Annotated in this window: 24 protein-coding genes; 10 read left to right on the top strand and 14 right to left on the bottom strand. The window is 54.9% G+C overall.

Annotated elements, in window-relative coordinates:
* Positions 1-6: 6 nt before the first annotated feature.
* Positions 7-1,533: a cobalamin-dependent protein gene (locus AB1724_02170; GenBank protein ID MEW6076598.1), complete on the bottom strand. Its 1,527-nt coding sequence runs from the start codon at positions 1,531-1,533 to the stop codon at positions 7-9.
* Positions 1,534-1,542: 9 nt separating this feature from the next.
* Positions 1,543-3,024, bottom strand: coding sequence for a radical SAM protein (locus AB1724_02165; protein ID MEW6076597.1), 1,482 nt, complete (start codon positions 3,022-3,024; stop codon positions 1,543-1,545).
* A gap of 197 nt (positions 3,025-3,221) precedes the next feature.
* Between AB1724_02165 and AB1724_02160 the strand changes: the two genes are divergently transcribed.
* Positions 3,222-3,671, top strand: a complete 450-nt coding sequence (locus AB1724_02160) for a hypothetical protein (protein MEW6076596.1) — start codon at positions 3,222-3,224, stop codon at positions 3,669-3,671.
* Between the two features lie 41 nt (positions 3,672-3,712).
* Positions 3,713-4,846, top strand: coding sequence for a sodium ion-translocating decarboxylase subunit beta (locus tag AB1724_02155; protein MEW6076595.1), 1,134 nt, complete (start codon positions 3,713-3,715; stop codon positions 4,844-4,846).
* 28 nt (positions 4,847-4,874) lie between these two features.
* Here the strand turns inward: AB1724_02155 and AB1724_02150 are convergent, their stop codons facing one another.
* Both AB1724_02150 and AB1724_02145 read right to left on the bottom strand, forming a co-directional pair.
* A complete protein-coding gene (locus AB1724_02150; GenBank protein ID MEW6076594.1) occupies positions 4,875-6,407 on the bottom strand; it encodes a radical SAM protein in 1,533 nt (510 codons plus the stop codon).
* Positions 6,404-7,789 carry a glycosyltransferase family 9 protein gene (locus tag AB1724_02145; GenBank protein ID MEW6076593.1) on the bottom strand — a complete coding sequence of 462 codons (1,386 nt, stop codon included), beginning with the start codon at positions 7,787-7,789 and terminating at the stop codon, positions 6,404-6,406. The genes AB1724_02150 and AB1724_02145 overlap by 4 nt, the downstream gene beginning before the upstream one ends.
* Before the next feature lie 505 nt (positions 7,790-8,294).
* Between AB1724_02145 and AB1724_02140 the strand changes: the two genes are divergently transcribed.
* The 5 genes from AB1724_02140 (at position 8,295) to AB1724_02120 (ending at position 12,919) form a co-directional block, all read left to right on the top strand.
* Positions 8,295-8,789, top strand: coding sequence for an ORF6N domain-containing protein (locus tag AB1724_02140; GenBank protein MEW6076592.1), 495 nt, complete (start codon positions 8,295-8,297; stop codon positions 8,787-8,789).
* A gap of 694 nt (positions 8,790-9,483) precedes the next feature.
* A complete protein-coding gene (locus AB1724_02135) occupies positions 9,484-10,188 on the top strand; it encodes a hypothetical protein (protein ID MEW6076591.1) in 705 nt (234 codons plus the stop codon).
* Positions 10,189-10,650: 462 nt separating this feature from the next.
* Positions 10,651-10,929, top strand: a complete 279-nt coding sequence (locus AB1724_02130) for a type II toxin-antitoxin system RelE/ParE family toxin (protein ID MEW6076590.1) — start codon at positions 10,651-10,653, stop codon at positions 10,927-10,929.
* A 12-nt stretch (positions 10,930-10,941) separates the two neighbouring features.
* Complete coding sequence (locus AB1724_02125) at positions 10,942-11,250, top strand: HigA family addiction module antitoxin (protein MEW6076589.1); 309 nt, start codon at positions 10,942-10,944, stop codon at positions 11,248-11,250.
* 505 nt (positions 11,251-11,755) lie between these two features.
* Complete coding sequence (locus AB1724_02120; protein ID MEW6076588.1) at positions 11,756-12,919, top strand: glycosyltransferase family 9 protein; 1,164 nt, start codon at positions 11,756-11,758, stop codon at positions 12,917-12,919.
* 142 nt (positions 12,920-13,061) lie between these two features.
* Here AB1724_02120 and waaF read toward each other — a convergent pair whose 3' ends face one another.
* Genes waaF through AB1724_02100 form a run of 4 tightly spaced genes read right to left on the bottom strand, consistent with a single transcriptional unit; the run spans position 13,062 to position 17,121 of the window.
* Positions 13,062-14,129, bottom strand: a complete 1,068-nt coding sequence (waaF, locus tag AB1724_02115) for a lipopolysaccharide heptosyltransferase II (protein MEW6076587.1) — start codon at positions 14,127-14,129, stop codon at positions 13,062-13,064.
* Between the two features lie 58 nt (positions 14,130-14,187).
* On the bottom strand, positions 14,188-15,060 hold the full coding sequence (locus AB1724_02110; GenBank protein MEW6076586.1) for a glycosyltransferase: 873 nt from the start codon (positions 15,058-15,060) through the stop codon (positions 14,188-14,190).
* Between the two features lie 49 nt (positions 15,061-15,109).
* Positions 15,110-15,952, bottom strand: a complete 843-nt coding sequence (locus AB1724_02105; GenBank protein MEW6076585.1) for a sulfotransferase — start codon at positions 15,950-15,952, stop codon at positions 15,110-15,112.
* A gap of 23 nt (positions 15,953-15,975) precedes the next feature.
* On the bottom strand, positions 15,976-17,121 hold the full coding sequence (locus AB1724_02100; protein MEW6076584.1) for a glycosyltransferase family 4 protein: 1,146 nt from the start codon (positions 17,119-17,121) through the stop codon (positions 15,976-15,978).
* Between the two features lie 192 nt (positions 17,122-17,313).
* On the opposite strand from AB1724_02100, the gene AB1724_02095 reads away from it, so the two are divergent.
* A complete protein-coding gene (locus AB1724_02095; protein MEW6076583.1) occupies positions 17,314-18,165 on the top strand; it encodes a sulfotransferase family 2 domain-containing protein in 852 nt (283 codons plus the stop codon).
* A gap of 14 nt (positions 18,166-18,179) precedes the next feature.
* Here the strand turns inward: AB1724_02095 and AB1724_02090 are convergent, their stop codons facing one another.
* Entirely contained in the window at positions 18,180-19,016 is an 837-nt protein-coding gene (locus tag AB1724_02090; protein MEW6076582.1) for a sulfotransferase, read from the bottom strand.
* Between the two features lie 371 nt (positions 19,017-19,387).
* Between AB1724_02090 and AB1724_02085 the strand changes: the two genes are divergently transcribed.
* Together AB1724_02085 and AB1724_02080 are read left to right on the top strand one after the other, a co-directional pair.
* Positions 19,388-20,773 (top strand): lipopolysaccharide kinase InaA family protein, encoded by a 1,386-nt coding sequence (locus AB1724_02085; protein ID MEW6076581.1) that lies wholly within the window; start codon positions 19,388-19,390, stop codon positions 20,771-20,773.
* Positions 20,774-20,809: 36 nt separating this feature from the next.
* Positions 20,810-22,015 (top strand): O-antigen ligase family protein, encoded by a 1,206-nt coding sequence (locus tag AB1724_02080; GenBank protein MEW6076580.1) that lies wholly within the window; start codon positions 20,810-20,812, stop codon positions 22,013-22,015.
* A gap of 60 nt (positions 22,016-22,075) precedes the next feature.
* Here the strand turns inward: AB1724_02080 and AB1724_02075 are convergent, their stop codons facing one another.
* The 5 genes from AB1724_02075 to AB1724_02055 all read right to left on the bottom strand — a co-directional run bounded on the left by AB1724_02075 (position 22,076) and on the right by AB1724_02055 (position 26,737).
* Complete coding sequence (locus AB1724_02075) at positions 22,076-22,843, bottom strand: glycosyltransferase family 2 protein (protein ID MEW6076579.1); 768 nt, start codon at positions 22,841-22,843, stop codon at positions 22,076-22,078.
* Positions 22,844-22,856: 13 nt separating this feature from the next.
* Entirely contained in the window at positions 22,857-24,005 is a 1,149-nt protein-coding gene (locus AB1724_02070; protein MEW6076578.1) for a lipopolysaccharide kinase InaA family protein, read from the bottom strand.
* A gap of 18 nt (positions 24,006-24,023) precedes the next feature.
* Positions 24,024-24,977, bottom strand: coding sequence for a glycosyltransferase family 2 protein (locus AB1724_02065; protein MEW6076577.1), 954 nt, complete (start codon positions 24,975-24,977; stop codon positions 24,024-24,026).
* 19 nt (positions 24,978-24,996) lie between these two features.
* Positions 24,997-25,944 (bottom strand): hypothetical protein, encoded by a 948-nt coding sequence (locus AB1724_02060; GenBank protein ID MEW6076576.1) that lies wholly within the window; start codon positions 25,942-25,944, stop codon positions 24,997-24,999.
* A gap of 82 nt (positions 25,945-26,026) precedes the next feature.
* Positions 26,027-26,737, bottom strand: a complete 711-nt coding sequence (locus tag AB1724_02055; GenBank protein MEW6076575.1) for a lipopolysaccharide kinase InaA family protein — start codon at positions 26,735-26,737, stop codon at positions 26,027-26,029.
* Positions 26,738-26,954 lie beyond the last annotated feature (217 nt).

Raw genomic sequence — 26,954 nt, 5'->3', positions numbered from 1 at the left:
CCCTTTTCAACCGTCACTTTTTGCCACTTTCCGGTTTCCGCTCCATTTTCTCCGGAAGGATCGTTTTATTCTAAGCGGGTAATATTTGAGATAAACGAGATAGCGGTAATCCCGGCCTTTAACGGCCACCAGCAGCTGCCCGATGATAACAATCGGTTTGGGGATAAGATCAAACACCCGGAGGTCACCTGACCGGATCAGCCGCCGCACGATAATATCCGGTATGATCGGCAGCAGTTTATAACATTTTGAAAAAAGGTCCTTGGCCTTTTTCAGCCGTCCGTCGCGGATGGCGTCGCCGTGGAAGAAATCCGAGATCTCCCCTTTTTTCAGTTTGTCTTCATCCTCCGCGCCCAGCACGTTATGCTCACGGGCATACCGCGCCATGGTGGTGTTCGGGAAGCAGGTCAGGTTGTGGCACTTGATCCGGTTGAGCCGTTTGAGTCGGCTATAATAGCGCAGCCCGTCCACGTGATCCCGGACCGTTTCCCCCGGCAGCCCGAAAATATGGTCGATGTCATAGCGCAGCCCGAAGCGGTCGCAGCGGCCGAACGCCTCCAGGGCCATGGCATTGGTCTCGTTGCGGTGCAGCACACTTCTTTTGAGGTCTTCATTCCAGGTCTGCATCCCGAATTCAATGCAGTAGCACCCGCCATCGGCCAGCATGCGGCAGATGTCGTCATCAAGATGAGACACCTTGCCGAAGCACCGGAATGGCACGCTGATCTTTTCCCGGTATGCGGCCATCAACTGCCGCAGCCACTCCCGGTCGGTAAAAAAAAGAGCGTCATTGAACATGACCTCTTTAAAGCGGTACCGCGCCTTCATAACGGTCAGTTCCGCCATGACGGAGGCCACGCTCCTGCGGCGATAATATTGATGCCGGTACAACCGGTTCAGGGTGCTTTCGCAGCAGTAGCTGCAATTAAAAACGCAACCCAGGCTGGTGATGATCACGTAATCGTCGACATAATTGACGTCGTTTTCAAACAGCGTCTTGTCGGGAAAGGGCAGGGAATCCAGGTCCGCCAGGGGCGGTGCCAGCGGGTTGTTCATGACAACCCCATTGCGCTTGAACCAGAGGTTGCTCACGTCATCCAGGCGGCCCCGGCCGGAAGCCAGGACCGCGACCAGGTCCGGGAAAGCCGCAAACGCCTCACCCTGAATGACGAAATCGACATTCCTGTCGGCGATAATGACTTCCGGAACCAGGGTGGCGTGAATACCGCCGAAAACAATGGGCACTTTCAGCGATCGCCTGATTTCCGCGGCTATGCCCCGGGCCCACTGGTAGGTGCCGGTATAAACGGTAAAAGCGATCAGATCCGGGGATGACTCCCGGATGGCGGCAAGCACCTGCCGCCGCTGGTCAAACAGTCGTTCCAACGCGGGAACACAGAACACATTGTCCTCCGGGCCGAACAGACCCGGATCGTATGCCAGGGACACCTGATGCCCCTCCCGCCTGACGATGCTGGAAAGGTATTCAAGGCCGAGGTGTTCCCGGCCCAGGTGGACAAAAGTGATTCGCATGGATCCGCTTTATTTGTATTTTGCGATTTTCTTGTAAAAATCCAGCCGCCGGGAATTCTCGTTGTAGGCGACAAAGGCGTCATCCCCCCTGGAAACGTCCTCCTGGCTGAACACCATCTCCAGAAACCCCAGGAGCTTTCTCTTGAACTCCGAAAACGATCTGACCTGCAGCGTGGACCGGACCAGGAACCGGAACCGGGAATGATAGTTCACATACGCCCATTTGGACAGGCGGTCCACCTGGGCTTCGGTCAATTCCGTCCAGGGTCGCGGCAGAGGGCGATCCTGCTCCAATCCGCGCACCCAGTCCTCCCAGTAGTCCCGCCCGGTCTCCTGCTTCATCTGCTCCCACAGCGGTGTCAGGGGCTTGGCCAGACACTTGGAAAACTGGACATATTCCAGGTCAAGGGACCGGGCGAACCTGACGGTCTGTTTCACGGTCCGTTCCGTCTCCCCGGGAGCGCCGATCAGGAAAAATCCCAGGGCCTTCATTCCCAGCTTCCGGGTATGTCGCACCGTTTCCCGGACCTGATCCAGGGTGATCCCCTTGTTGACCCGGTCCAGGATCTCCTGGCAGCCGGATTCAATACCGTAGTATATCCGGCCGCACCCGGCCAGCCTCATCTCTTCCAGCAGTTCCCGGTCGATGTCAATCCGCGACCGGCAGGCCCAGAGAAGGTCCAGCTTCCGGCTTCTCATCTCCCGGCAGATGGCGATGGTCCGTTTTCTGTCGGCCGTAAAAGAATAATCGAAGATATCGATTTCCCGGATGCCGTACCGGTCATAACACTCCTGCATTTCGTCAACCACGGTCATGGGGCTTCTCGGATTATAGGGCGTTCTTCCGGCCTCGCAGAAGCTGCATCCATAGGGGCACCCCAGGCTGGTCACCATGACCGTGAAATTCTTTCTCTCGGTGGGGAACTCCGCATACAGATCATTGGGCAGCAGATCCCGGGCGGGACTGGGAAAGTCCTCAAACATGACCGGCCGGGGCGGATTCTTGACAATGGCCCCGTCCTTTTTATAGACCAGTCCCGGCACGTCCTCCAAGCTTCCTCGTCCTTCCAGTGCCGCGAAAAGAAGAGGCACCGTTTCCAGGGCGTGTTCGATCACGCCATAGTCGATTTCCGGGTGGCTCAGGGACGCTTCCGGATAAACCCGTAAATTATAACCACCGATGAGCACAGGGATATCAAACCTTTTCTTAAAATAGCGAATCCATTCCAGGGTGTCCTGGAACATGTAGGTGGTCATCATAAAGCCCATGATGTCCGGCGCGAACGCCTCCAGCCGGGCAGCCACTTCTTCTTTGGAAAGTTTCAACGTTCTGGCGTCGATGATGGTCACTTCGTGGCCGGCTCGCCGGGCGATGGCCGCCACCCAGGAAATACTCAGCGGCGGGAAAAGGCCGAAATACTTCTGCACAATACGGAGATTCTCTTCGTGCACTTTGTATTTGAATGGATTAAAGACCAGGGCCAGTCTCATCAGCGGTTATGTTCTTTCCGTATCGAAGGCGGGTGAAAAATCACGCGATTCATTTTGGTTGCCATATTTTATTAAATTTAGCCGAGGCCGGACGGCATGTCAAACACTTCAGGCGCCGTTGGATGTTAAAACACGAATTCATTTTCTAAAGTTTTTATTGACATAACCTGAAAAATATAATTATGAATCTATTCTATTTGACGTTACTTACTGAAGTGGAGGGCGGAGTGTTCGATCTGTTCAGTTTTCAGAATATTTCCAATAGCAACGGTTGGGCCTTCGCAGCCCTGGGGATTTCCATCGATATAGCCGGCCTGGCAATTCTATCGCTGATCGTTTCCCGGGTGCCCAGGCTGGTCGCTCTGCTGGAAAAGATCGGCAGTCTGCTCAAAAAAGCGCCGGTTCAGCCGCGGAAAAAACAGACCGTCAAATCGCAGCCGGACAATCTTCTGGCAGCGGGTATCAATGATCTGGCGACCGTTTACAAATCACTGACCGATCCCCTGGGAGACGTTTTTCAGCTCTCCGAGGTTTACAGGGCTGCCGAGGAAAACGGTCTGCCCCATCCCCATCTGACCATCAAGGCCTTGCGGGAGTCCGGCATGCTTGTTTCTGAAGGCAACGGCCTGTTCAGATGGCGACGGTAGATCCGCCCGGCTGTTTTCAACTGGAAGGGAAAATATAATAGATGCTTGATCTGGCACTGAATTTTTTGAGCAACACCGGTTTCGCGCTGGCCGATTACCGCCACCTGATCATGCTGGTGGTCTCCTGCTTTTTTATTTATCTGGGGGCGGTAAAAGGATACGAACCGCTGCTGCTGATTCCGATCGGACTGGGTGTGGTGATCGGCAATATCCCTTTTTTCAAGGGATTCGGGATCGGCATCTATGAGAACAACAGTGTCCTGCACTACCTCTATTTCGGGGTTACGTCGGGTATTTATCCCTCCATTATTTTTCTTGGCCTGGGCGCCATGACCGACTTTTCCTCCATGCTGTCCCAGCCGAAGTTGATGATGCTGGGCGCGGCCGCCCAGGTGGGCGTTTTCTTTACGATGCTGGCGGCCCTCGGCCTCGGATTTACCCCGCAGGAAGCCGCCTCCATCGGCATCATCGGCGGCGCCGACGGCCCCACCTCCATCTTCCTGACGGCCAAGCTGGCCCCGCACCTGATCGGGCCCATCGCCATCGCCGGCTATTCCTACATGGCCCTGATACCGGTCATTCAGCCGCCCATCATGCGGCTGCTCACGTCCCGCAAGGAGCGACTCATCCGTATGCCCGAGTTGCGGGACGTATCCAGAAACGAGCGCATGATTTTTCCCGTCATCGCCATCATGCTCTGCTGTTTTCTGGCGCCGGCCTCCATCCCCCTGCTGGGTCCCTTCTTTTTCGGCAATTTTCTCAAGGAATGCGGTCAGGCGGAGCGCCTGGCCCAGAGCGCCCGGACGGTCATCATGGACGCCGCCACCATCTTCCTGGGCATGACGGTGGGCGCCAGCACCCAGGGAGATGTCTTCCTGACGCCGAAATCCATCGGCATTTTTCTCCTGGGCGCGGTGGCCTTTTCCGTGGCCACGGCTTCCGGGGTCCTGTTCGCCAAGATCATGAACCTGTTCATGAAGGAAAAAATCAACCCTCTGCTCGGAGCGGCCGGGGTATCCGCCGTGCCCGGATCAGCCCGCGAGGTTCATCTGGTCGGGCGGCACGAGGATCCCCACAATTATCTGCTGATGCATGCCATGGCCTGCAACGCCTCCGGCGTCATCGGTTCGGCCATTGCCGCCGGTGTGCTGTGGAGTTTTATGATCGGCAAATGATGGGCGGAGGGGCAAGGACTAAAAGCGATTATGGTCTCGGCTGCTTTTCTTCTCCCAGAAAATAGTCGGAGATGACGCCCATGAACCGGTTATACTTGATGGCGTAATGGGTCTTGCCTGATTGAACCATCTCTTGCGAAAGGCGTTTATCCTCAGCCGTCAGCGTGTCTCCGACCGCCTTCCAGGAAGTTTCGTCTAACGCCAGCAACTCGTCGACCTTTTGGCGGTAAACATCCGCGCAGTCCAGATCCGACCAGGCGTTGACGAACCAGGGCATGACCCGGCCGACCTTCTGCAGAAACAGGTTCTGCTCCGGGCCGAAATCAAGGCAGGTGGCGTCCGTGAAATTGACCAGACTTTCTTTTTTATCAAAATCGATGTAACCGCCCCGTTCGCTGATGGCATAGGCTTCCGTGCCGGGATAAGGGTAGAAGAAGGTCCACCGGAACCGGCCGGGTTTAGCCTCGGCCAGCAGCCGGATCGTCTCCATGACATTTTCGGCTGTTTCCCCGGGAAGCCCGATCATGACAAAACAGGAGGTGTGCATCCCTTCGTCTTTGGCGTATTGAATGGCCGCGGCAATGTCTTTGTTGCTGGTGTGCCGGCGCATGATCTCTTTGCGCACGCGCGGACTTCCACTCTCCAGGCCGAACTTGACGATCCGGCATCCGGCGTCCGCCAGTGACCTTGCCCGCCTGGGGTCGAAGAAGTGAACGTGGGCGTTGACCACAAACGGAATCCGGCAAATCTTGCGGTATTCCGCGCAGAATTCCGCCAGGTAGTCCGCGTCAAAGGTAAACAGGTCGTCGTCAAAAATGAACATGTTGATGCCGGTGTAATGTTCAAGCAGGTACCGGATTTCCGCGATCATGGCGCTGACAGGAAAATGCCGGATGTAGTTTAGTTTGGAAAAACCGCAGTCCAGGTCGGCCCGGTACTTCTTGACGATGATATGGTTGAAGCAGTAGGTGCACTGAAAGGGGCATCCCCGGGAGGCCATGAGTCCGACCCAGCCGTTCTTTTCGTCGATCAGCTTCTGGAAGTCGAAAATGGTGTAATCTTTCATGGGCAGGGAAGCCAGGTCGGGAAAGGGACGGACCGGGTTCAGGTGAACCGCGCCGTCCTTTAAAAAACCCAGGTTGCGGATGCCGGACGGGTCACCACCCTTGGCGATGGTGTCGACGAGTTCGAGAAAAGCGGTATCGCACTCTCCGGCCAGGACATAATCAAACAGGCCCGAACCCAGCACCTGCTCCGGCGCCACCGTGGCGTGAATACCGCCGCAGACCATGGGAACGGAAATCTGTTTTCGGATCCAGGCGGCGGTCTGCTCGGCCAGGTGCCACTGATTGGTCACCACGGAAAAACCGATGATCCCGGGGTCGTATGCGCTGACCAGGTTCCGCAGTTGGGCTTCATCCGGCAGCGGTGCCAGTTCCTCGGCCAGATGGAGGAGCTTGACCTCGTGGCCGGCCTGCTTGAGGACGGCGCTCATGTGGGCCAGGCCGTAGTTGAATCCCAGCTGGGAGCCGGCATTGGGGTAAATAAAAAGTATCTTCACGCCCGGTTCCTGGCGTCATGGATGCGGGCGATGATATCGGCATTGTCGAACATCCGATCCCGGCTCAGATTATCCACATGAATGACGCGGCTGACGGCTTTTCCCCTGGCCTGCCACCGCCGGACAAAGCGGGGGTTATTGGAACCGGCAAACACGGTGCAGGACGGGATTCCCGCGGCCGCCGCGATGTGCTGGCAGGCGGAGTCATACCCGATGAATTCATCGCTGCCGGAAATCAGGGCCGCGATCTCCCCGATGCCGCAGACAATGCTGACGATTCCCGGTTCCGTCAAATCCGCCGGGCGGCTCATGTCCGCGTGGGCGGTCGGAAAGCCCTTTTCCCCGAGCGCTGTCAGAAGCCGGCCGGCGCGTTCCTTTTCTTCGGCTTCCGCCCCGCAGTCCAGAATAACGGCGGTGCCTTTTTCGGAAAGAAGGGAAGCCAGCAGATCGAATTCGAAATCGTCATCCAGGCGTTTCCGGGAATTCCCCCCCACGCCGAGGTTGACGGTGACGATATGCCCGGCGGTGCGCCGCAGGCGGCCCAGCATATCACCGGCCGCAGTTGTCGACGGCCCATCGATCCACACCCCGGGATGACAGAAACCCGATTCCGGCAGAACCCGGTTGGCCCACTCGTTAGCCAGTTCGGACATGGACTGGCGGTGGGTGCTGTTGCCGTTATGCCGGCTGTTGAAGAAAAAATAGTTACCGGCGTCGGCCACGGGCAGAATGCCCAGCTGGGAAAGCCGCGAATCCGGATCGATCACCAAAAACCGGCCGCCCAGGCCCCCGGTCTCCTCCTCCACGGCCGCCAGGGCCGAGAACCAGGCTGAAAACCGCTGGATCAGACCGCCCCGCCGGGGATAGGAAAGCTCTCGGATTCTCAGGTTCTTCAGCCCGCCGAAGATTCCGTTCAGCTTGGCGCTGCCGAGCAATACCAGCTCCGCCCCGGGGAATAGTTGCGCGAACCGCTGCATCAGCACGCTGGTAATGGCGATATCCGCGCCAAAGGTCACCCGGGAAAGAAACATTATTTTTTCCGGTTCCGCTATTTCTTCCTTCAGGGGGAAAGATTTGCGCAGCCCGGCGGCCCGGCCGAGCAGGCTTTCCAGGGAAGTCAGGCCGAAACCGTCCAGGGTTTCGTCCAGTTTCTTCCCGCGGGCCGTCTTCCGGCAGAACGAGACGATCTGGCACATGACCCGGTCGTAAATTTCCGTCTGCATATCCTCGAACTCATCGCACAAGCCTTCGACGACGATATCGAACAGGGCCGACGTGGCCCTGGCGTTCAGGCCGCTGCCCGGGTCAAAGGCCGTGGCCATTTCGCACAACAGATCGATGCAGGACTGTTCATACCGGTCGCGATATAGGCAGGCATCCATAAAAGAGAGGGCCACCTGACGGGAAAGGTGTTCAATCGCGTCCGGATCCGGCGTCTTTCCTTTGATTTGATGCCATCTGGCTGTATAGGATCGTGGATTCATATTCAACAAAAAAAATAAGGAATCAGGGTAGTTGCTTTTTTGGTCATCACCTATAACAAGGCCGGTCCGGTGTGTCAACGGTTTTCTGGACGCCAGAGACCGGTATCCGCTCATCGACCGGGTTTTCCGTTACGAAGAAGAGCAATTGCAGCGACAAGAAATTATTATTCGCACCCTGAGCCTTTTGCCGTCTTCTGCATTTCTCGATCTCGGGCTGTCCGGAATCACCGGAATCCACTGCCTGGCACCCTCAAACAGCGAGAAATGCTTGACGCAGCCGTCTTCAACCGGCTTTCTCCCAAAAGGCTCAACCGGCGCTCACAAAAACAACTTTTCGCTAAGCCCGTTTTCCCGGCGGATTTTACCCACAATGCCGATCATATTTTCACGACAAAAGTGACCAATGCAAACTGGCGCCGGAATGAAAGTTTTTTTTGAACGGGATAGGATTGCGCTAAAAAAGATACGCGGGACTTCATGTAAAAGGGTACCTCAAAATCAGCACAGCTATTCCCGAAGGCGGCCGCCGTACCGATTTCCTGAAGACTTCATGTTTCGGCTTTCTCCGGAAGAAAAATCCGAGGTGGTCGCAAATTGCGACCACCTGAAGAACACGAAATATTCCAGCACACTGCCATACGCATTCACTGAACATGGGACGATCATGGTTGCCAGCGTACTGAACACATCCAGAGCGATTGAAGTTAGTGTTTATATCGTTCGTGCCTTTGTTAAAATGCGGAAGATGATTTCAAGCCAAAAGGGATGGCAACGTAAGATATCACAGATTGAGCGGCGACTTGCCGATCATGATGAACAAATCATCGAGTTGGTTAACTTTATCAAACAATTATTGGATACCGATCCACTGCCAGAAAAGAAAAGGATAGGATTCTAATCGGAACGATAACCAAGATCAAATAAGGACAGCCGGGTTAGTTTTTGGAAAAACCCGGAGAGGTTGAGTCGGCGGGCTCGCGAAGCGAAAAGCCATTTTTATTCGCGCCCTGACCCTTTTGGGGCCGGTTGATGCCGTCTGCTGCATTTCTCGAACTCGGGCTGTCCGGCAGGACTGAATTCCACAGACGGGCACCCTCAGACAGCGAGAAATGCTTGACGCAGCCGTCTTCAACCGGCGCTTTCCCAAACGGCTCAGACGACGCTCACAAAAACAACTTTTCGCTAAGTCCGTTTTCCCGGCGGATTTTACCCACAATACCGTTCACATTTTCACAACAAAACGACCCATGCAAACCAGTACCGGAGAAAAAACGTTTTTAAGAAAACTTAAGCGTAATGCCTAAATCGATCCGAACGGCAATTTCTTGAGATGCCCTAATCAGCACAACTGGTCCCGAAGGCGGCCGGAGGATTCAGCCGCCATATTGACATCAACCGCCAAATCCGATAAAAAAAATCATCATGTTTTCGTTGTATTCACGGGGGCGGGTTTATCTTGACAAGGGTTGTAACGCCTGAACCAATTTACAGGGATTTACTTCCCATTCAATTTCCATATTGGGATGTAATATTATGATTAATGGAAAGATTCCCATCTATATGCGTCATTAACATGGAAATTCTTCCATTTATTGCAACTGTTCGCCATCAAAAATATGACTGTATCAACTTCACAATTATTAGATGAATTTGAAGCCTCGGTGAAAAGAAAATTTCAAAATTTCATCACTGAAAGAAGGGCGGTCTATAATTCTGGGTTTTCACAATTTGAAGGAAATCCAAAAAAATTAAAGAAAAGAGGGGCTAAAATTCCAAGTATATTTTGGTTTATTTGCCGTTTTCAATTTCCATCTGTTGTCCTAGATATTGGCTATGGTGACAAAGAATTCATCGTCGAACCTGAATTGTATTATCCTCAAATAGATCGATATATTTATCCCACATTCTTGGTGGAAGCGGCGGGTAGGAATAAAGAGAAAGGGTTGGGAGGCAATACATTTGTACTTGATTTGGGCTTTATGAAAAGAACAATTCAAGAATTAGCAACAGCAATTACATCAACATGGGATATATTAGAATCTCCCTCACGAGAAATCTTTGATCGTGTTCAAGTTATTCTTGGGGAAAAAATGATTTTTGACCAAGAAATGCAGAGAAAAAAAGACAGGGAAAGAGACGCAATTATTGCATCAAAGGCCTTTCATGAGGGTGATTATGAACATGTTATTTCTTTACTTTCTCCGCATCAGAACGATCAAGAGCTATCGGTCGCTACAAGAAAAATATTAAAGATGGCGCATAAATATAAAGATAAAAAAGGCGAACAAAAGCATTAAGGGTGACGGCAAAAAGCCGCTGCGCCTTATGCTTGGCGTTGAGCACACAACAATACCGAAACTGGCATCCCCGCGACCAAACAACCTCCGCCAACCCGTACCGAAATCATGCAAAAAGTCTTTTGTGAGCAACTCTGATTATTTTGGGGAGAAAGGTCGCGATGGCTTTCGCGTAAAGGATTTCTCGCTGTTTGAGGGCGACGGGCTGTGGATTCCTTCGGTGATGACGGACAGCCCGAGTGCGAGAAATCCAGCGAAGGGCGTCGCGACCGCCCAAAATAATCACGTTGCGAACAAAACGGCTTTTTGCATGCACGATTTATCGGCTCCTCACCTCATTCCCGCGTCAGCATCTCCAGAGATTAAGTCTCCGGGATGAAATCAAAGGGCGCTTCTTGTGTTCACGACTCTACAGCAAATTATGCTTGACCGTTAGTCACGCCATGCGTTATTATGGGATACATGATCAGATCATTCAAATGTGAATATACTGAAGCGTTATCAAAAGGTTACCCTGTCAAAAGATTCGCGAACATTGCCAAAGCTGCCCGACGTAAAATTCGCCAGCTCGAAATCGCGAATCGGCTTGATGATTTGAAGGTGCCGCCCGGCAATCATCTCGAAGCACTCAAGGGTGATCGTGCCGGTCAATACAGTATCCGCATAAACGATAAGTGGCGAATATGCTTCAACTGGACAAATGCGGGTGCGGAAAATGCGGAAATCGTTGATTACCACTAAGAAGGGCCTATTATGAAAAAACTTGATCCCATCACGCCAGGCGAACTTTTGTTGGAAGAATTTCTTAAGCCTATGGGGCTTAGCCAGTATCGCTTAGCCAAGGAAATTGATGTTCCCGCCCAGCGTATCAGTGAGATCGTTTCAAATAAACGTTCAATCTCGGCTGATACTGATTTGCGCTTGTGCCGATTCTTCGGTCTGTCGAACGGTTATTGGTTACGTGCCCAGGCTGCCTACGATACGGAAGTCGCTGAACGCACTATTGGCCCTTTGCTCAATAAAATCAGGCCCTGGTCTGAATCCCTCGCCCAACAGCATTGAGGCGATAAAAAAATCCGCCGTGCCTTATGCCTGCCATAGGGTGCAGAGCCGAACGGACACCCCCGCGACAAAAATCAAAGCAAACCCGTACCGAGATCATGCAAAAAGTCTTTGGTGAGCAACTTTGATTATTTTGGGAAGAAAGGGCGCGAGGGCCTTCGCGTAAAGGATTTCTCGCTGTTTGAGGGCGACGGGCTGTGGATTCCTTCGGTGATGACGGACAGCCCGAGTTCGAGAAATCCAGCGAAGGGCGTCGCGACCGCCCAAAATAATCACGTTGCGAACAAAACGGCTTTTTGCATGGAATGATTTATCGGGAATTCGGGGTATACCTATTTATTTTAGGAGCCGGTGAGACCGGCCGGCAAGCACCGGATCTTCTCGCGCCTTGATAAACCCGTTAAGGAATGGTATTTTCCCCTCACTTATCCGGTGACGGTCTCCAGAGCCTTTTCCGGGTAGAAATTTTTCGGCTGTCATATTCCGGTATGGGAAAACGCCAGCGATGAAAACAGAACCGTCAGGGCACCTAAACGACATTCGCGATCAGAAGACCGACAACGGCTCCGCGGCCGGTCCGCAACCGCCGATCCGGCTGCCGGAAAACCCGTCTTTTCTCATCATCCTCATGGGCTCCCTGGGGGACGTGGCCCGGGGGCTGGTGGTGGTGTCCCAGATCAAAAAAAAGTTCCCGGCCGCGTCCATATCCTGGCTGGTCGAACCCAAATGCCGGGAACTGGTCACCTATCACCCGCTTATCGACCAGGTTCTGTTTTTTAACCGGACAAACTGGAAACAGGGGGGATTGAAGGATATCTTCCGCGAACTCCGGCAGCGCCATTTTGATTGTGTCCTCGATCTCCAGCGCCATTTCAAAAGCGGCTTGTTTTCCTTCCTTTCCGGGGCCAGATATCGAATCGGCTTTCATCCCGACGACGCCAAGGAAGGGAACTGGCTGTTTAACAATATCCATATTCCCGCCCAGGATAAGTTTTATCCCAAGCTCTTTCATTATCTCAAATTCACGGAATACCTGGAATGTCATCCGGCCTATGCGCCGTCTCAATCCCGGTCGCTCTTTGAATCCGGGGCCCTTGATTTCGGCTTCTCCGGCCCCGGGCTTTCCTCCCTGGCGTCCGAAATCCTGTCCGGGATTACGTCCCCCTACGCGGCCGTCGTTCTCGGCTCCAGCTGGGTTTCCAAGGAATGGCCCGTTGAAGGTTATTCCCGCTTAATACAGGAGATGATAACGACAACCCCCTGGAACATCGTCATGGTGGACACCAAGGAGAAATACCCCATGGCATGTGATCTGGAGAAACGAGTCAACTCCGCCCGGCTGATCAATCTGGTGGGGCGGACCTCTATCCTGGAACTGGCCGCGGTATTGAAACAAGCCGCGATCGCGGTCGGGCCCGATTGCGGTTCCGCCCATATTGCCGCCGCCGTGGGAACGCCCTATGTGACCATCTTCGGGCCCACCTCACCGGAAAGAACCGCCCCCTTCGGCAGCGAGCATCTGGTCGTGAGCGCAAATGTCCCCTGCGCGCCCTGTTACAAACGGAAATGTCCGGGCAAAAACATGATCTGCATGAGCGCTATTCAGGCGGAAGACGTCATGCGGAAAATACGGCAGGCAACCCCAGTCCATCCTACAGCCGGAGTTTAACGCGGTTTTCCCCGGGCTTTGCCCGTTTTCTGGATTCCGAATCTCGTCCGACGTTGTCGGACTCGTCCGGAATGACGATTGCTTCAGGTTATTGGACAGCCTGTGAAACTCTCCACCAGCATCTGGAAGGCTGAAGCCTTCGCTACTTATGCGTCTGCGCCAGCAGCCGGACGCTGGCATCCAGGACTTCTTCTGGGGTGATCAGGGTCATGCATTGGTGATGACCGAGGGGGCATTGTTTTTCGTGGCAGGGGGAACAGTCCAGGTCCTTGCGCAGGACAACGGTTCTCTCCAGGTTGGCGGCGGTGTAATCCGGATTGGTGGGCCCCATGATGACGACCGTGGGGATGTCAAAGGCCACCCCGTAATGCCTCGGGCCGGTATCATTGGTGATCAGAAGATCCAGCCGGCTGATGACGTATTTCAACAGGGACAGGTCCACCCGGTCCGGACCGGTGTCGATGATGGCCGCCCGGGTTGACGCCAGGATGGAGGCCGCGATTTCATCCTCGCCGGGACCGACCAGCAGCAGAATCCGGCAGTTCCATTTTTCACTGACCCGTTCCGCCAGCCGGGCGAAATTTTCCGCTGGCCAGCACTTGGAGGCGCCGAATTTCGCCCCGGGATTGATCCCGATGACCATCTCGCCCGGCCGGATGCCATAGCCGTCAAACAGACCGTCCCCTTTTTTCCTGACGTCTTCGGAAAAAAACAGTTGCGGTTTCAGTGAAGAGGAAGGGGCCAGCCCGAGATGATGGCAGACGGCCATATAATAATCCGCCATGGGAACCGGCTTGATGCCCTTTTCATCCATCACCGGCCGGGGGCCGCCGCTTAACAGCAGCGAGCGCAGATCTCTTTTATACCCGTATCGTTTTGAGGCCCCGGAGAGAAGGGCAAGGAGGGACGACCGGAAAGAATTGGGCAGCACAATGGCCATATCCGGCCGCAGGGACCTGAGAAATTTGACGCTTCTGATAAAGCCGCCGGTGCTTTTGTCTTCCAGTTCAATAATCCCGTCAAACCAGGGACCGTCCTTGACAACACCGGCGGCGTAACGGCGGATCACACCGAAAATTCCGGCCTCCGGGAAATTCCGGCGCAGACAGTCAAAGACCGGCGTCGCCATGACCACATCACCGACCCAGTTCGGGCAGAAAACGAGTATCGTCATCCGGGCGGGGTTGTTGTTTTTATCGGTAGGTTTCAACTTCCGGGTATTTCTTTCGTCTGGAAGATAACCGGGGGCCTTTGATCCGGCGGCCGGATCAGCCCTTCATTAAAAGGAAAAAACGGTTTTTCCAGGCCCTGAAATTAAAAGGGTGAAGCGACAGGGTCTGCCGGAGAAGGGCTTCCCCCTCCTGCTTTTTCCCTTTTTTAAAAAGATTTTCAGCCATATGGGCATAAATCCGGGCCATTCGTCTATTGTACACCGCCCGGGGGATCAACTCGGGGTCGTAATTCTTTTCCAGCACCCGTATCCAGTTCTTCCGTCCCTTGATGCTGTCCTGCCGGATCTCGATGGGCCTTCGGGTATAAACGGTCAGAATATCGTTGATAAAGCCTATCTGATATTTTTTCGCGATCCGCAGCCACATGTCGATTTCCTCGCACCGGGGCAGGCTTTCATCGAACACGCCCAGTTGATCGAAGCATTCTCTTCTCACGACCACCGATGAGGTGCGGATAAAATTCCTGTAAAAAAGATCCTTGTAGACCCACCCGGATTTCCCGTACCGCCTTCTTTTATTGATCGAAACGGTCTCAAAATGCCGGTCCACTGTGTTGGTCAGGCAGCGGGTGGCGACCATGCCGTATTCCGGATGCTCACCGAAGAAGGCCATCTGTTTTCGCAGCTTGTCCGGTTTCCAGAAATCATCCGAATCCAGAAAGGCGATATACTCGCCGCCGGCGATTTCAAGCCCGCGGTTTCTGGCGCTGGAAATGCCCCCGTTTTCCTTATAATCGTAACTGATTTTATCGCCGTAAGACTCGATTATTTCCCGGGTATTATCCGTCGATCCGTCATCCACCACAATGATCTCATAATCACCGTAGGTCTGCTGCAGGACCGAATCGATGCTCTGCCTGACAATAAAGGCCCGATTATAGGTTGGTATAATGACGCTTACGTTTGGCATAAGGTATCCTTCAGCGGGATGACCCCGGGTATTTCATAAAATTTTCCGGCTATCCCGCATGTCCCGACAGAATTGACCGCTTTAACCGGAAAATCCAGAGAAATTTTTTCTTTTTATTGATCTTCGACAGCAGCTTGCGCGGTTTATGGTAATACGGATCCAGTTCGATGGCCTTTTCGCACTCCCCCCGGGCCCGGCGGTAATCCCCCTGCTCATAATAAATTTTCGCCAGATAATAACAGGGATCGGCTTTCTCCGGACAGAATTGTTTCCAGTATTGCAGGGACGGGATTTCCGCCGTCCCTTTATTGCCGCCGGTTATCCAGGGCATGTCAAAAACGGGCTTGCCCAGGAAATCAGAAATCATCGCGGCGGCGTTCTTTGTATCCCGAATAACACATAACCGGTTTTTCTCACCCGTCTCAGAAAAAAACCGCTCTGCCTCCCGGGTATGCCGGAGATACATTTCTTCCATCTGCTGATCGGAAACATCTTTCAGGCGGCTGACGTCAAACCCCAGATAAGGCCCGTACTGTATTTTATCAAACGGGGCAAGCGCCCTGTCTTTCAGGTGATTCCTGACGCTTTTCACCCACCCGGGCGGATCGCGGTGAACCAGGATGAATCGGCTGTTGACCCACCGCTCCGCCAGGCGTTTATATAAAACGGGAAACGGGATATCGCTTAAGGCATCATATTCTTCAATGACCGGCGCCAGCAGGGACAGCACGCTGTCCTGCAGATGCTCTATCCCCCGGAAGTTCTCCTCTATATTCACCCCCCGGATATATTTCGGGTAATGAATCGTCCGGTATCCCAGAATCGACAGGTAGGCATCCACGCTCCGGGTCATGGTCCGGTGCAGGGAAATGACAAAGACCTTTTCTTCCATATTAAATCCCATTGATCCGGACATTACGGGGTGGCCCCGACCCTTTCATAAAATTTCAGGGTCTGCTCCGCCAGGGACTTCCATTCAAAGCGTTCCCGGGCCGAGGCAAGCGCCTGGCGGGAAAAATGTTCCAGCGTATCGGGTGAATCCATCAGTCCTTTCAGCGCCGCAGCAAACCCCTCCGCCGACTGTTGCACCAGATACCCGTTCCGGCCGTCCCGGACCAGTTCCGGCAGATAGCCCATGTCAGCGGCGATCACCGGCACTCCGGCCGCCATGGCCTCCCGGACGGTCCGGCAGGTCCTGTCGGTTCCGGGCATGGGGTAAAGCAGGACCTGCATGTGACGGAAGGCGGCCACCAGATCGTCGCCCCCGCAATAACCCGCCAGGACCACTTTATCCTGAATGCCCAGGCCGGCGGCCGGTTTTTCTATCACCCTTTCCACCGCGCCGAAGCGGCCGCGGCCGACCAGGAGCAGCCGTAACCCGGGATACGCGTCCCGCAACCGCTGAAGGGCGCCCAGGGGAATGTCAAGGCGGCGTTCCGGCCGTATCCGGGAAACGACGCCCGCCACAAAGCAGCCCTGAAGGGGCCCGAAATCCGTCCGTCCGGACAGGTCCCTTGACGGTGAAAATCGTTCCAGGTCGATCCCCGGCTGGATCACTATCACCCTTTCCGGTGCAAACGACCGGGATATGGCCGACTGTCTTACCTTTTCCGTGACCACGATAAGACCCCGGGTAAAATGGCGGTAACACCACTGGGAACGGAGGTCCCCGCCCAGCCGTTCAGGATCATAGGCGCTTCGAATCAGCAGGGCCTCGCTGTTTTTCCCGCGGCCCAGGCCGGCCAGCAGGTGGGCGTTGCGCATATGGCAGTGAATGACATCCGGCTTCACCCGGTCGATCATTTTCCGGATCCTGCCGCTGCCGCGGGAGACCAGGGTAAACCGGGTATGCTTGGTCATTTCCGGCCAGGCGGCGACATTCTCCATCCCTTTTCCCCGGGCGTGAAACAGCACATCCGTTCCCGGTTCGCTATCCGGCGGGGCCTGGCCGCAGACCAGCCAGACCTGCTGGCCCAGCCCGGCCTGGGCCATGGCCAGGTCAATGACCAGTTCAGAGCGTTCCGTCCATTTCCAGTTGCTGAGCAGATGGAGGATCTTCATTGCGCCAAAAAATATATGAAATCAAAATAATACGGCCCGGTCCGGACAAATCCGGCCGCGGGACCAGACAATGATTATCTGTTATGGCCCTGTGTAACACAAAAAAACTTGAGTTTGCAAGAACGTGCTAATAACATGCTGAAGCGGTAATATCCCTTATCGCCCGCGGATTCCGGAAAGGAGCATCAAAAAATGGCTCGCACGCCGCTTATCGGATTTGTTCACATCCCCAAAACCGGGGGAAGCACCCTCAAGTTCATTCTGCGCAACTCCACTTTTTTCCGCCATTGCGACCTTCAACCCCTGGCCCGCTCCGGCATCTTCACCGAGCGGGATTTCACCTTCATGAAAAAGGTCTTCTTCTTCGGTCTTCACACCATCAGCGGCCACTCCCTGCGGCCGTTCGCGGTCAGCTTCCCCGAGCCGGTCCGGTACTTTACCATGATCCGTGACCCCTATCAGCGATGCCTGTCCCACTATCAGCACATCAAGCGGGCCTGGCAGCGGCTGGGAAGGGATATCACCTTTGAAGATTTCATCCGCAACGAGAAAATGACCGATGTCCAGGTGCAGCGGATCTGCGGGGCTCCGGATTTAGACCAGGCCAGGAAGCAGCTGGAGAAAAACTATTTCTTCGTCGGCCTGACCGAGCGCTTCGCCGAGTCCGTAACCATTCTGCAGCGGCTTTTCCCCTGGCCGCTTGTCCTGCAGTACCAGCGGCTCCACATCACCAGAGACAACACGGCCAGGCAGGAGGTCCTGAACAACGAGGCCCAGATGGCCCTGCTGCGCCAGGGGAACCGGCTGGACCTGGCGCTCTACCATTTCGTACGGGATGAACTGTACCCGGCCTTCCGGGAAAAGGCGGGGCTGCCGGCCCGGGAAATCGATGAAAAGGAGCACGCCCTTTCCGGTTCCGCGGTTCGCAACCGGATTACCCGGATCTACAACCACGCCGTTTACCGCAATCTGAATAAATTCCGCAGAAGGCTGAATCGCCAGGAAGGGGCCAGGGGGACGGCGCTGCCGGAATCTATGCTATAGTCCCGAATTGCCCTTTACTTCTCAAAAGAGTAATTCGCCAGGAAGGGGTAATCCTGGATGCGCCGGGTGACGGAGGCGATGATCTCCTCCGTCCAGGGCGCGTCATGGCGGGTCTGGTGGGGCTTTGAAAAAACAATGCCGCTGCAGGCGTCCAGATACTCGGGAGAGGCCTCCACGCCGAGAAAGGCGGTCAACTGCCGCAGGTAAAGGCGCGCGTCGCTGATAAAGTCCTCGTGGCTGACTTCCATCAGATCCTTGTCCGGGATGATCTGCTTGAGCCGGAGCACCTCATCGGCCAGAAAAAAATAGTAGTCGATGCTTTCCTGGAAATTCTTGTTCCGGCCCTTGAGAAATATGGTGCTGATATTGTCAAACGGATTGCGCACCACATGAATCGTGCGAATGGGCACGCCCACCATCTGCCGCAGGCGCTGATACACCCCCGGATGGTAGCAGATCCGCTTGACCGACCCGCTGCCGCGCTTGTCGCCGATCACCCGGAGACGATTATAGCGGCCCTGCCACTGCCCGGGCACGGCATAGAGATAGTCCGTATGCCATCTCCCCTCATTTGAAAACTGGCGCGAATTTTCCAGCAGCAGCCAGTAGATCTGGTCGCGGCTGAACCGGTACCGCACATAACGCAGCGTATTCAACTCATTGCCCACCACGATTTCCGGATGGGCGTCCAGCAGCGACCCGATCAGCGTGTGTCCGCTCCGGGGATACCCGATGAACATGCAATACACTTCCACGCCATTAAAATCTTCCCGGTATTGCGCCGCGCGCGAACGGGAGGCCGCATACTGGCGTATCAGGCGCAGCTTGCGTTTCAGGTTTTTATGCAGCATACGTCGTCCTTTCGCACTTCCGGGAAGAGGTGAGGCATCACTATACCAGCGCCCGAAAAGAGGTGTCAACTGTTTACACCAGTTCTCACACCGGTCGGCCGGGCCCTTCCGGCCGTTGTTGCTTGCCAACCGGACCGGTAGTGTGCTAAAAGTTTCGATAAAAATTTATACCTGATAATAACAATTTGATTTCATATTCAAACCATCATGTCCCCGGGAAACGTTCCCGGCTGTGACCGCCTTGTAAAGATATGGCACAACCTCCAGCTGCGACAGAAGTCCCTTCGGTTTCCGATCTGATCCGGAACATAAAAAACTTCCGCATAATCATGGATCGGTCCTCTGACCTTGGTTTTTACCCGGAGCGCCTGTTGGATGCGTCACGGCCCATTCTCCCTGTTTCCGGCAACTTTCGCCGGATGGTTTATTCAATCCAGACCGATTCCGGTATTTTCTTCCTGAAATACAGTCCGGTCCAGCGAAAAAAGGACCGGCTACGGTTTCTGGCCCTCCCCTGGAGAATCGGGACCGAATGGCGGAACCTGGCCCGACTCCGCAAAAAAGGGATCGCCGCGCCCCGGCGGATTTTATTCGGTTACAGGGGGCTGTTCCCCAATCTCGGTTTTTTTCTTGTCACCAGAGAAGTCCCGGGCGCGACGATAGATCGCCGGAATCCGGACCAGGTTCTTGCCCTGGCGGCCTTTATGGCCGGACTTCATGAGCGGGGTGTTTTTCACCGGGACATCCACCCGGACAATATTCTGATGGACCATAACGGCACCCCGACCCTTCTCGATGTCCAGGAGGTCTACTTTTTGCCGTGGTTGCCGCGCCGCCTGAAAATCTCCAATCTCGGTCAGTTGTGGTGGCACATCTGCTCCCCTCCCGGTGGCCCGGTCACCCTGGAAGCGTTTCTGCAGGCTTATAACACCGGGGAAAACGCCCCTGTCTCCGCCGCGGAAGTTGAGAAAGCCGCCGATCGCCGCCAGCAGCGCTATTATCGTTCCCGGGATGAAAGATGCTGCAAAAACAGTACGGAATTCCAGGTTATCCGGAATGGATCGTCCTTCCGGGGATTTAAGCGGAGAGATTTTGCCTGGGGAAAAGCGGAACTGCAGATTGCCCTGGACCGGGGAAAACAGATCAAAGGCGAAAACCTCCTCGTTCATGAAGCGGTCTGCGTCAAAATTCATAAGAAACGGCTGTTCCACAGGGATCGCTCCCTGACCGGCTGGAAAATGTCCAGGGCGCTGGCAATCAGGGGGATAGGCGTCCCCGTCGCCCTGGCCTATTTCGTATTGCCGGAGTTCACCTGCCTGCTGTCCGTGTTTTACGGCGACGGCCTGAGGCTGAACGACTACTTTTCAACATCCATGAGCGGCCCCGAAAAAAAGGCGGCCATCAGGCGTCTGGCCGGCTGGCTTCGGACCTGCCACGACCTGAACATCTGGCAGCGCGACTTCAAGTCCAGCAACGTCCTTGTCGTGGACGGTCAATTCATGATGGTCGATCTGGAAAGCGTTAAAATCTGCCGGAAGATTTCACCGAAAAGGGAGCTGATCAACCTGGCCCAGCTCAACGCCTCACTCAGCCATCGCCTCACCATCAAAGACCGGCTTCGCTTTTTTCATTCTTATTACCGTAACGCGCTCCCGCCGAGGAGGGAACGACGTCGGGCCTATCAAACCATCTGGCGGATCACCCGGGGGAAAAACACCCTGCCCTTTGGATTGGATCCTGAAAAAATTCAACCCTGACAGCCGTCTACCGGCATCGACCGGAAAGGGCCGACCATGAACATCCTGAAAATACGATCCGTCGCCATTCGTTTCCTGGAAGAAAAGTCCGGGCATATGATTTTGTATTTCCTCTTTGTGCTCCTCTTTTTCATATCGACGGAGCAGCGCTGGCCCCGGAACTTCTTTTACGCCCTGATGATCCCGACTTTCCTGATATCGCTTCGGACGGAAAATATCAGACGTTTGTTTTCTTCCAGCCTCTGGCGGATCACCCTGATCCTGCTGGTCTATCTTCTTTTGACAATGCTCTGGGGAGAAAATCCCGGGAAGGAACGGCCGATCTATTTCATCCGTAACGCCTTTTATCTTCTGACTTTCTTCATCCTGACCATGGAGCTGACGATCCGACATTCCCGGTTTCCGGAAAAACTGTTTGTGCTTCTGGCCTGGGTTGGGGCCGTGACCGCTTTTCTGTCCGTTCTCCTCTTTTACCGGGCCGCCCCTCTATCCGATCGCCTTATATTTCTCGCGGACCAGCTTGACAATCCCGTGTTAGGCGGAATCCTTTACGGCATGATTGTGCTGATCGTTTGTTTTCACATCCTTCAGGCACCGGGCGGCCGGCCGCGATGGCTATATATTCTCTTCCTGGCCATCATCGCCGGGTCCATGCTGATGACCCAGAGCCGGGGCCCTGTGGCCGTTTTGCTGGCCACGCTGGTTATCGGCGGCCTGATCACCCGGAACAGAAGGCTCCTGATCGCACTGGGGTGCATCATCGTAATCGGAGCGGCGGTCGCGTTGAGCGTCAAGCCTTACCGTGAAATGGTCACCCAGCGGGGCATGAGCTACCGGGTTGAACTGGCGAAAAACACCATCGCCATGATCCAAGACGATCCCGTCTTCGGCAAGGGGCTGACCACCGACCAGCGGGTCATGATCCATGAAGGAAGGCGGCTGCGCCATCCCCACAACGTCTATCTGGCGATGGCGCTTTACGGCGGTCTGACCGGTCTGGCGATCCTGGTGCTGCTGCTGGCGACGGCCTTACGGGAAGGCTGGAAACACTACAAAAAAACCGGGAACATCACGCTCCCGGCGCTGGTTCTGTTTGCCGCCGGCACGATCATGGCCAGCCAGGACAAACTCATCACCACCACCCACCCGCTCTGGTTTTTCTTCTGGCTCCCCATTGCCATTCTGGCCGGGATTTCCTGCAGAGAGACCGGCCCCGCTGATCCATCTAATAATAAACCGTAACGGGCCGATGGCATAATTTTGGATTCGCCGGAGAGAAGGGTTGAATCTTTAATCCGGATGCTACTGCCCTTCCGGCCGGTTCTGATGCAGTTCCCGAAGCTTGATATACTTTAAAAACTTGCCGAAAGCCGAATTTACACAGATAACAAAGCCGTAGTAGCCGTCCAGAAAACCCGCCTGAAGAATGTACATTTTCAGAAAAGTCAGCGGAGGGTTCAGGAGAATGTCGGCAATAAAGTGCGATTGTTTCCCTTTTTCATAAACAGCCCGCGCGGCCAGATCGGAAAACGTGTTGATCTGTTCCACCTGCTGCCGGATGCTGTGATAGGAGTAGTGCAGCAGGTCGCCCGTCAGATGGGTCACCTCGCAGCCGTCCCGCATGACGACCAGATCATGGGGATTGGTCCCTCCCCACTGCCCCTTTCGCCGGTCCCAGAGCCGGATTTTCGAATCCGGATACCAGCCGCAGTGGCGGATCCATCTGCCGCAGTAACTGGTCAGCCGGTTAAGTGAATAACCGTCGCCCCGCCAGTTGTTTTTCGCCGCCAGAATAGACTGCCGCAGGTCATCGGACAGGGCCTCGTCCCCGTCCAGGGACAGGACATAATCGTGGCTGGCCCGGCTCAAGGCATAGTTCTTCTGTTCGATGTGACCTTCGAACGGGTGCTGCAGAAACACCGCCCCCATCTCCCGGCAGATTTCTCCGGTCCGGTCGGTTGAGTAGGAATCGACCACCACGATCTCGTCGGCGATATCCCGGAGCGACGCCAGGCAGCGCCGGATATTCCGTTCCTCGTTGTGCGTAATGATAACGGCGGAGATCTTCATCTTGCCCACCACTTTACTGTTTTCGTATCAGAAAGCCATGATAACGGTTCAGGCCCGTTTTCTTTTCCAGCGCCGCTACGGGCAAAAAAGAAGCCGACCGGTTTTTCAAACAGCCGTTATCCGCCTTCCAGGCCCGAAGAAGCGGCGTCCGTCCGGCAATCCGTTGAAGCCGGTAGCCCAAACCGCCGCCTTCAAAAACCCTGACCTGAAATTGTTCCGGTCGGGCGCCGGACTTCACGTCCAGATTCAGCACCTGATGATCGGTCGGGAGACCGGAGCCGTCATCCAAAAGGAATTTGTCAAGGGATTGCGCCAGGAAGATCATATCAGATCGGGAAAAATATTCCCGGGAATGGTGCCGTTTCCGGTAGTACCCCTGATAACCGTCATGCCTGAAAACCCCTGTCCGGCTGTTCTCCGATGTGCATTGTCTGGCCGCCCGGCGCTGATCCCGTAACCGCACCTTATCCTCTTCCCTCCGGATGCCGGAAATCCATTCCCGCCGTTCCCGGCGGGTTGCCCCCGGGCCCAGATAGGCGTTCAAAAACCGCATCTGATCGGTCCGGGATAAATGACGTCCCATGCGATTGAGCTTGGCCAGGCTGTGGATTCTTCTCTGCAAAGAAAATTCCCGGACGATCCGGGTTCTTTCAAAATCCACAAAATAAAGTTGAAAGGTGCTGCCCGCCTGTTTCTGAAAAAGAATGTTGTTGGGGTCAAAATCGTCCTGATAAACGCCCTGGTCATGAATCAGGCGGGCCAGCTTCCCGTATTCACGGACAATCTGTTTTTTCAACCAGCCGCCGGACACCCCCTTCCTGATCAGCGCTTCCTCCAGATTCATGCAGTCCGGCAGGTATTCCGCGAAAACAGCGCTTTCCTTCAACAGGCCCCATTTCCTCACGTTTCGGACCTTCTCCGGAACAATCGTCGGGATCCCCTTTTCCCGAATGCGGGCCGCCAGGGCAAGCTCCCGGTGTGCCTTGGACGGCCGGAACAGATATTTCACCTTTTGCCACAGGCCCGGATAATAATAAATTTTAACGAGGCGAAACCGGCCGGTTCCGGCGTCGAGGCAGCGCAGGACTTTTTTTGACTTTGACGCCTTCATCACCTCGCAGTCGGTGATGTTCCAATGCCAGAGCGGATCTTGATTGCGCATAAAACGCCTTCTGTCCGGTTATCGTTTTGCCCGCAGCCCCATGTCGTCCGGGCACAGCCGGAGATGCCACAGGCATAGCCGGGCGTAAATCTTCCATTTGCGCCGCGGTCTCGGCTTCATTCCCAGGGTCAGCGCCACCGCCAGGGAGGCCAGCAGAAAATTAACGCCCAGCTTGACCGGGCGGAAAATCCGCAGGACCACCCAGGCGAGCGTGCTTCTGTTCTTTTTGAAAAAAAGGTAACTGGACCGGTAATATTCGATCCAGGCCAGATCGGGGGCCTTGTTTTTACTGGCGCCCTGGATATGGTAAATCCGAGACCCGGGCACGTGATACACCCCGTATCCCGCCTGGCGCATACGATAGCACCAGTCCGTCTCCTCCAGGAAAAAAAAGTAGTCCCCGTCCAGAACGCCCACTTTGGCCATGGCCTCCGCCCTCACCAGCATGCAGGCGCCGATGACCGAATCCACCGCCAGGGGTTCCTGATAATCCTTCCGCTTGCTGGGGTATTTTCCGGGAAAGATAATTTTCAGCAGGCTCTTGTTGAGCAGTTCGGAAACCAGCCCGGGGAAATTATCAAAAGAGTTCTGCCTGGAACCGTCCGGGTTCAGATACTGGGGCGCCGCGATGCCCGCGCCGGGGTTCTCATCCATGAATCCGACCAGCGTTTCGACGGCGCCTTTTATCAGTTCCGTGTCCGAGTTGAGCAGCATGGCATAGCGGGAGGAAACCTGCGGCAGGATTTGGTTGTTGGCCCCGGCAAACCCCTCGTTATTCTGGTTGACGATCAGCCTTACCTGAGGGAATCGCTCGCGGACGGCTTCGGCGCTGCCGTCGGACGAGGCATTGTCGACCACCACCACTCCATAGCTCAAGGTTTCGATGCACGTAAAAATCGACTCCAGACACCTGAGCACCAGGTCCCGGGTGTTCCAGTTGACGATGATGATGGTCAGATCCGTTGGCGGCATTGGCCTTACCTGAATCCCGTCACTTTAAGCCGGCCGGAGGAGGCAGCCCCAGCTTTTTGTTTTTTTTCATCCGGCGCCGCTTCCTTTTGGCGATGTCTTCCGGGTAAAGATGGGGATAATATTTTCTCCACCGTTTGTGAACCCAGAACCACTGCTCCGGATAAGCCCTGACCGCCCCTTCAATCGCGTCGGTCATGACCTGGGTGTTCTTCGCCAGGTCGGCGCGAAGGTCGCCGGTCCGTGCCATGGGCAGGGGTTTTCCGATCTGAAGGGTAAAATTGCCGTCGCCGTTTCGGACGCAGAAACCGGGCAGGACCGGGCTTTTGCAGCGCATGGCCAGCAGGGAAGCACCGGCGGTGGCGGTCACATACCGGTCAAAGAACTTGATCTTGACCCCCAGGGAGCTTTTTGTTCCCTGATCCACCAGAACCGCCAGGGCCTTATCCTGGCGCAGGGCCCGGATCATGTCGGACATGGCCTCGTCCTTGTAGATCACCTCGCTCCCGAACCGGCTCCGCAGACCGTATACCCATTTATCGACGAATTTATTCTCGAGTTCCCGGGCGACAACGGCCACCGCCGTCTTGAAGTACAAGGGCCAGAACAGCGGTACCACTTCCCAGTTTCCCAGATGGGCGGAGATCAGCACCACGCCCCGGTGCCCGCTCATGGCTTCCCGCAGATGTTCTTCGCCCCTGACCGTCACTTTTTTCAGGATATCGTCTCCTGAAAAACAGGTCATCTGACATATCTCGATCAGGGTAATCCCCAGGTTCTGAAAAATCCGCCGGGATGTTTCTCTGACCTTTTCCGACGACCAGTCCGGATAAACAAACGCCAGATTCCGCCGGACGATTCGCCGATGCCGGACATCCATGTAATATATCAGCAGCCCCACGATTCTGCCGATGGCGGCAATATGACGATAAGGGATACGGGTGATATGCGAAGCAAACTTTTTCCGCAAAATCAGTGAGTCCTTTCCAGTATTTGCTGTCGGGCATAACCTATAACAAGGCCGGCCTTTCGTGTCAATCGATCCTGGCGCGTCACGCTTCCGTCAGGCCCAGATCCGCGAAGATATCCGGCAGCCGGTACTTGCGAACGGCCCTGGCCCATCGCCGCTGATATTTTCGGGCCAGTGCCTGACCGGCCGACGAACGGATGCGGGCTTTGTCAAAATCGATCAGATAAATTCTGCGGTCTTGATCGACCAGAACATTGCCGGGATGAAGATCTACATGATGAATGCCGGCGTTGATCAGCAGGCGGATATGGCGGGCAATCTCCGGAATCAGGCGCAGAGACTGCTCCTGCTGCGTAACGCAGAACCGAACGAAGGGAATGTGCCCGGGGATTTCCCTGGTTATCAGCCAGGCCCGATACCATAGCAGTCCATGACTGGCGTAGGCCACAGGAACCGGTACGCTGACTCCGGCTTTCTTCGCCCATGCCAGGCATTCAAACTCTCTTCGGGAACGAACGCGCAACGTCCGCAAATAAATGTCCCGGTTCAACCGGGACATCCACCCGCCGCGTTTATAAAACTTGATAACCACCGGGCCGGTTTCGGGACTAGACGCGAATTGCGGCGCCGCCCGGCCCTCAAGTCGTTCAGATGCTTTATATGACCCTTTCTGGAATATTTCCACAAAAGCGCCCAGCGTCGCAGCGCTCAACGGTTCATAGAAGCCGAAGGAATAAAGCCCGTGCGTTGTCTTCCGGATAGCCGGTAAATAATTTTCCGAATGCGCTTTCATTGGCCTATATATGATCAACCAAATAATAATAGGGTGTTGATTTGGAACTGGTATAGCATGGAAAGGTTTGTGCTGGCAATACGGGCGGGGTTTAAGATTCAGGGTATAGAGTTCAAGGTGCAGGGTTTAAGGTGTAAGATCCCGGGGCAAGGTACACCTTAACCCTTAAACCCTGAACCTTAAATCCTTAAAAAATATCTGCTTTACAAAGGACCAT

It is taken from the genome of Thermodesulfobacteriota bacterium (genome assembly GCA_040753795.1).
Classification (GTDB): Bacteria; Desulfobacterota; Desulfobacteria; order Desulfobacterales; family Desulfosudaceae; genus JBFMDX01.
Note: the sequence above shows the minus strand (reverse complement) of the source record. Positions and strands in the feature narration are given on the sequence as shown.